The sequence below is a fragment of the Streptomyces sp. PH10-H1 genome (assembly GCF_030063355.1).
In the GTDB taxonomy this organism is placed as follows: domain Bacteria; phylum Actinomycetota; class Actinomycetes; order Streptomycetales; family Streptomycetaceae; genus Actinacidiphila.
Window position 1 is genome coordinate 24,539 of sequence record NZ_JASISZ010000022.1, and the last position, 6,069, is coordinate 30,607.

At 68.1% G+C, this 6,069-nt stretch carries 5 protein-coding genes; all 5 read left to right on the forward strand.

Going from position 1 to position 6,069, the window contains the following annotated elements; genetic code table 11:
* Positions 1–49 precede the first annotated feature (49 nt).
* Positions 50–421: a VOC family protein gene (locus QMK24_RS15815; protein WP_283466571.1), complete on the forward strand. Its 372-nt coding sequence runs from the start codon at positions 50–52 to the stop codon at positions 419–421.
* Between the two features lie 11 nt (positions 422–432).
* Positions 433–702, forward strand: a complete 270-nt coding sequence (locus QMK24_RS15820) for a DUF1905 domain-containing protein (RefSeq protein WP_283466572.1) — start codon at positions 433–435, stop codon at positions 700–702.
* Between the two features lie 145 nt (positions 703–847).
* The gene (locus QMK24_RS15825; protein WP_283466573.1) at positions 848–2,476 is read left to right on the forward strand and encodes a TIGR02677 family protein; all 1,629 of its coding nucleotides are present in this window, start codon (positions 848–850) and stop codon (positions 2,474–2,476) included.
* Complete coding sequence (locus tag QMK24_RS15830) at positions 2,473–3,816, forward strand: TIGR02678 family protein (protein ID WP_283466574.1); 1,344 nt, start codon at positions 2,473–2,475, stop codon at positions 3,814–3,816. Before QMK24_RS15825 ends, QMK24_RS15830 begins: the two co-directional genes overlap by 4 nt.
* A partial coding sequence (locus QMK24_RS15835) for a TIGR02680 family protein (protein ID WP_283466575.1) occupies positions 3,813–6,069 on the forward strand: 2,257 nt, incomplete at its 3' end. The genes QMK24_RS15830 and QMK24_RS15835, both read left to right, overlap by 4 nt.

The following is a 6,069-nucleotide window of genomic DNA, read 5'->3' on the forward strand; positions in this document are numbered from 1 at the left end:
CGCTTCCCGGAGTCCTCACTGAAGAACACCGGAGAAGTGGAGGATGAAAATGGACGAGACCACCCACATCACCGAGGTGGGCACGGTGGCGATTCACGTCACCGACCAGGAGAGGGCGCTCGACTTCTACGTCGGCAAACTCGGGTTCGAAGTTCGCCGGGACGTACCGTTCGGAGACGGACGCTGGATCGAGGTGGCACCGCCCGGGGCGGCTACCACCATCGCGCTCGTTCCCACGGGCATACCGGCCGGTATCCGCCTCACGACCCGGGACGCCGACGCCGACCATGCGAGCTTGCGTGCACTCGGCGTCGATGCGGATCCGGAGGTCTTGCGGATGGCAGACGTGGCGCCGCCGATGTTCGCTCTGCGTGACCCGGACGGCAATAGCCTCATCCTCGTCGAAACCCCTGAGCTGTGAGGGCGTCCACGATGAACAAGCAATTCACCGCAACGCTGCAGAAGAGCCCGAATAAGGGCGGCTGGACCTTTGTGGTCTGGCCTGACTCGGCAGAGTTCTTCGGGACCCGGGGCCTGGTAAAGGTGCGGGGCACCGTCGACGGTCACCCTTTCCAGAGTTCGTTCATGGCCCTGGGGGACGGTACGCACAAGCTGCCGGTGAAGGCCGATGTGCGCAAGGCGATCGGCAAGGAGACGGGAGACATCGTGACCGTCCGCTTGGAGGAGCGGCTGGTCGACTAGCCGCATCCGGCAACGTTTGCCCAGTAAGGCTCCTGACCTACCTCAACGACTCCGAACCAACGTGCAGCGGATGTCGTTGAGTCGAGCGAGCACGAAGAGCCGAAACCGCCTCCCGTTGTCAGTGGTCCTGCGTAGCCTCGTGTTCATGGAGGAATCGCCACAAGAGCCCACCTCAGAGGGCGAACGCGACGGAACATGGCAGCGGCTGACCGCGTATGCCTATCTGAGTGCGCCGGAGCGGCTGGAGCATGTCGCGATCATGCGGGTCTTCTGCGGGACCTTGCTGGCAGATCTGGCCGTACCTGATGTCCTGGACAAACTCAGCGGCTCCAGCGGGCCGGCGGCGCGGCTGGACGCGGAGACGCTGACAACCCGGCTGGACCAGCTGGCGAAGTGGGGGAATCTGCTTCCCAGTACGCACACGGTGAAGGCGTCGAGCATCACCGAGTACCAGCGCGCCCGTTCTCGCTACCAGCTGTCCAAACTGGGCGAACGCATCCAACGGGACGCTGACGACGTACTCGCCGGGGCGGATGCCGCTCGCGAGGTGAGCAGTGAGTTGCTGGCGCTCGTGGAGCGCGGGCTGCGTGAACTTGACGAGCTGATCCGGAAACCGGGCGGTGCAGAGCCGCAGGAAGCGCTGGAACGCGTCAGCACGATCTTCGTGCAGTTCACGGAGTTCGCGGACTCCATCCGGGACTTCTACGCCTACCTCGGACAAGTACTCGCACGGTACGACCTCGACAGCGCCGAGTACCAGGGCTTCAAGGAGCTACTGCTCGACTATGTCGAGGCGATCACGGAGGACGTGTCCTTCCGGGCGCCCCGGATCGCAGCAGTCCTCGACAGACTGTGGCCCCACCTACCCGCCCTTCTGCAACGTCTCGACTCCCACACCCGCGGGCTCTCGGGAGTTCCGCTCGGCGCAGATGGCCAGTTGGCTACGAAGGTGCAGCGGAGCCGGGGCCGCGAGCCGGCGGACTGGGAGGGACTGCGCGGCTGGTTCACCGACGTGGAGGGGCGTGGAAGCCAGGTTGATCAGCTGCGTGATGCCACCCTGCGTGCGTTGCAATCGCTGCTCGCCAACGCCAAGCGTATGCTGCGCTCGGCATCCGGGGAGATGTCTCGGCGCAAGGACCTGCTGCGTCTCGCACGGTGGTTCGACGAGGCCGCTCCGGAAGACGCCCACGACATTGCCGTCGCGGCCTTCGGGTTGTACGGCGCCCGGCATGTGGGCATCCCGCCGGCCACGGATGAGGTGGTGCCCGCATACACCAGTTGGTGGACCGGTCCGGTGGTCGAGGTTCCGGTGGCACTGCGCGAGCGGGGCAATCGCGCCCAGCGCGGCCGGGCGTCCGCGGTGGAGGACCACTCCGAGCAGAAGCAGCGTCTTCAGCGGGCAGCGCGCCAGCAGGCGGATGCCAGACGGGCCGCTGCGGACGAGCTGCGCAGTTCCTCCGGTCGCTTCGAGCACATACGGCTCACGTCGGCCGCGCTGTCGCTGCTGCTGGAGTTGCTGGCCACGGCCTTGGGCAACGCGCAGCTTCACCGTGCCGAGACCTGGACGCCGGAGCAGGAGCGCGGCTTCACCCTGGACGCCGCGTACAGCGAGGATGCGGAACTCGGCGTCCGCCTCATGGTCCGGCGCATCCCAGGAGTTGAGACCGTACTGCACTCGGTCGACGGCGAGCTGACGCTGGATGAACTGGAACTCACCGTCGAGGGCATTGCCGGCCGGGCCCCGGGCAGCGAGGCGCGGGTGAGCGCCTCGTGACGCTCCCTTCGGCCCACGATGTAGCGCTGGCCGCAGAGCGCCGGAGCGCGGGCCGGCTGCTGCTCGCCCACCCGCTGCTGACCTCGGACGGTCCACACGCCGACCTGTTTCCGCTGATCCGTCGGCACGCCGACTGGCTCACCAAACGGTTCCAGCAGGTTCTCGGCTATCGGCTCCTGGTCGATACCTCCTACGCGCGGCTGTTCAAGGCGGGCCTGGGCGCCGGTGCGGGGCACCGGCTGGAGCGCTCCAGCGGGACAGCATTCACACCGCGCACCTACGCGTGCCTGGCCCTGGCCCTGTCCGTGCTGGTGACAGCACCCGAGCAGCTTCTCCTCTCGCAACTGGTCGCCGATATCAAAGCCGCAGCGGCCGATGCCGGCGTGGAATGGGAAGACACCGGCCGGACAGCGCAGAAACGGACGCTGGCGGCTGCGCTGCGGCAGCTGGTCGACTGGGGCGTCCTGACCGAAACCGAGGGAAGTGTGACTGCGGTCGAGCAGGACGACAGCGGCGAGGCTCTGATCTCAGTGGACCGGGAGATCGCGCGCGCTGTGGTGTCCGGGCCGCTCGCGCAGAGCAGGAATGGTACCGATCTTGTGCGCCGGGCAGCGGATCCCGGGTTCGGTGGAGCCCGTACATATGTGCGCCGGATGCTGGTGGAGACGCCGGTCGTCTACCTTGACGAGCTGACCGACGCCGAGCGCGACTGGCTCCGCACCCGGCAACGCCGCGAAGCCCAGGCGTTCTCCGAGCTCCTGGGCCTGGAGACCGAGATCCGAGCGGAAGGCGCAGCGCTGGTGGATCCCGAAGACGAGTTGTCAGACCTGCACCTGCCCGGCAGCGGAACACTCGCGCAAGCGGCGCTCCTTCTCCTGGAGCGCTTGGTGGAGCAGCTGCGTCCAGAAGACGCGGGTCATCCCGCGACAGGAGGCCGGCTCGTCGTCGGTGTGGCGATCCCGGACGGGCTGGTGGAAGAAGTCCTCGCGGAACTCGTGGCGGCGTATGGGCACCGCAGCAACTGGAAGCGCGCGTTGGTCGATGATCCGCCGGCGCTTCGGGCATCAGTAGTGGACCTGCTGATCCGGATGCGCCTCGTGGCACGCGACGGTTCGCTCCGCTCCGCAGGTCAGGGCTTGCCCGAGGGGTACGACGAGGCCGTTCCCGAAGGCCGCGCCGTTACCGACGTCGCCGGTGCCCGCGGCAGCGGCAGCGCCAGCGCCAGCGCCAGCGGCCTGATACTGCTCGCTGGCGCGGCCAGATACGCCACGCATGTCACCGTACGAACCTCTCCAGGTTCAACCCCCGAGGCCGACGGACAACAGGAGCTGCCCCTATGACCACTGAGTTCAGCGCTCCTGTGCCCATGCAGCGTGCCGCCACGCCCACTGCCCCCCGGTTCCGGCTGCACCGGGCAGGCATCCGCAACGTGTGGCAGTACGACGAGCAGGAGTTCGCGTTCGGCGACGGCAGGCTGCTGTTGCGCGGTAAGAACGGCGCGGGCAAGTCCAAAGCCCTGGAGATGTTGCTGCCGTATCTGCTCGACGGTGATGCGCGGGCTCTCGACGCCACGGGTACCGGCCGGACCACGCTCGTGTGGTTGATGCTGGACGGCTTCGAGCAGACCAATCGTCTGGGGTACCTCTGGGTGGAATTCCACCTGTCGGCAGCCGACGGAAGCGACCGGTATCTCACCATCGGCGCCGCCATTCGAGCCTCGAAATCGACGAAGAAGGCCGTCCCGGTATTCTTCGTGACCCCGCTCCGAGTAGGTGAGGATCTTCATCTGGTGGAGGCGGGCAAACCGCTGCCGGTCGACAAGCTCAAAGAGTCGATCGGCGCCGCCAACGTCACGGAGCGCGCTGTCGAACACCGGGCCCGCGTCGCCCGCGAGCTGTTCGGGATCACCGATACGACACGCTTCCGCAACCTCACGCAACTCCTCCACCGTCTGCGCAGACCCACCGTCGGGGACCGCATCGAATCCGGTGGGCTGGTCTCGCTCCTGAGCGAAACGCTGCCCGGACTGGACGAAGAGGTCGTGGAGAAGGTCGCACGCAACCTCCACGACCTGGACGCCGTCCGCGATGAACTGGGCCGGCTGGAAAGGACCGACGCGGCGCTGGGCGCCTTCCTCACCGGCTACCGCGGTTACCTGACCGGGGTCCTGCGCAGGGCTTCAGCAGGTGTGAGTCACGAGCTGGACGTCCTCACGGAGTGGCGGCGCAGGACCGGAGACGCGGCGAAGAAGACCAGCGACCTCAGGGGACGCGAAGCCGAAGCCGACGCACGGTTGACCGCTGTGAAGGAGGATCAAGAAGGCGCACAAGCTGAACTCTCCGCACTGCACGCGAGTGACGGCTACCGCAGCGTGCAGGAACTGTCAGAGCGCCGTGACACTGTGGCGGCCCTGTACACGGCGGCTGCGGCCACGCACACCACCGTGCTGACCGCGCACGGTGCCGAGCAGGGCGCGGCCGGACGGCTGTCCGACGACGTCGGCCGGATGGCGGAGCGTCTCGCGGAACTCGCCACCGATCACCGGGAACTGATGCCGGAGGCCGAGAGAGCCGGCCTGCCCACGGGCCACCTCGGCGAGGCCGTCTCCCCTCGCTGCACCGACATCGCCGGTTCGCAGAGCGTCGAGGTGCCGGACCCCGACGGCGAAACGCAGACCGTACGGCACCAACGCGTCATCGCTGCCGACACGGCAGCCACCGCGCGGGCCCTGGACGCATGGCGTGCGCAGTTGGAGGGTGGCCAGTCGGTGGCCAAGAGCCGCTCTCGCTCGGTCAAGGAGGTGCAACGGCTCTCTGCGCACGCCCGCGAAGCACTGGCGGAAGCCTCGCTTGCGGATGCCGAACGGGAGAGGCTGGAGACGGAGATGGAGGAAGTCGCGGGCCGACTGGAACAGGCCCGCACGCAGGTGGTTGCCACCAGCGTCGGCTACGCACGCGAGGTCACCGAGTGGACTGAGCGCGTCATCTCGGCGCTCGCCCCCGGCTGCCCGGCTCTCGACTCCGTTCTGGACGTGATCGTCTGCGAGACCGCACCGGACGCGCCCTTCGCGGACCGAACGCTTCCCGCGGAGATCGACACGGAAGCCGGACAAGCCGCTCACCTCGTCCTCGACCCGTACGGCCAGATGCTGTCCGACCAGCGGGACCATGCCGCGCTGGCGGTCAATCAGCTGACTGTCTCGTACAAGGATCTGGAGCAGCAGCGGCAGGCCTGGGAGCAGCGGACCGACCCGGAGCCGCCGGTCCCTCCCCACCGCGCCGCAGACCGCACTGCCGGGAGTGGTGCGCCTTTCTGCCAGTTGGTGGACTTCGCCGAGGAACTGTCCGCGACCGAGCGAGCACATCTGGAAGCGGCGCTGGAGGCCAGCGGGCTCCTGGACGCCTGGATCAGCGCCGACGGCTCCGTCCTCGACCCAGGCACCCTCGACACCCTCCTCGACCCGCGAGCGCCAGCGCCGGCGGGCCCCACCCTGGCAGCCGCCCTGCGTCCGGTCGTGCCGGCCCAGACCGGCGTCACGGCTGAGCTCGTCGACCGTGTCCTGTCCTCCATCGCGCTGGCCCCGGCCGACGAGA

Coding starts and splice junctions, on each gene's coding strand:
- QMK24_RS15815 (WP_283466571.1), top strand. CDS start 50: ATGGACGAGACCACCCACATCACCGAGGTGGGCACGGTGGCGATTCAC.
- QMK24_RS15820 (WP_283466572.1), top strand. CDS start 433: ATGAACAAGCAATTCACCGCAACGCTGCAGAAGAGCCCGAATAAGGGC.
- QMK24_RS15825 (WP_283466573.1), top strand. CDS start 848: ATGGAGGAATCGCCACAAGAGCCCACCTCAGAGGGCGAACGCGACGGA.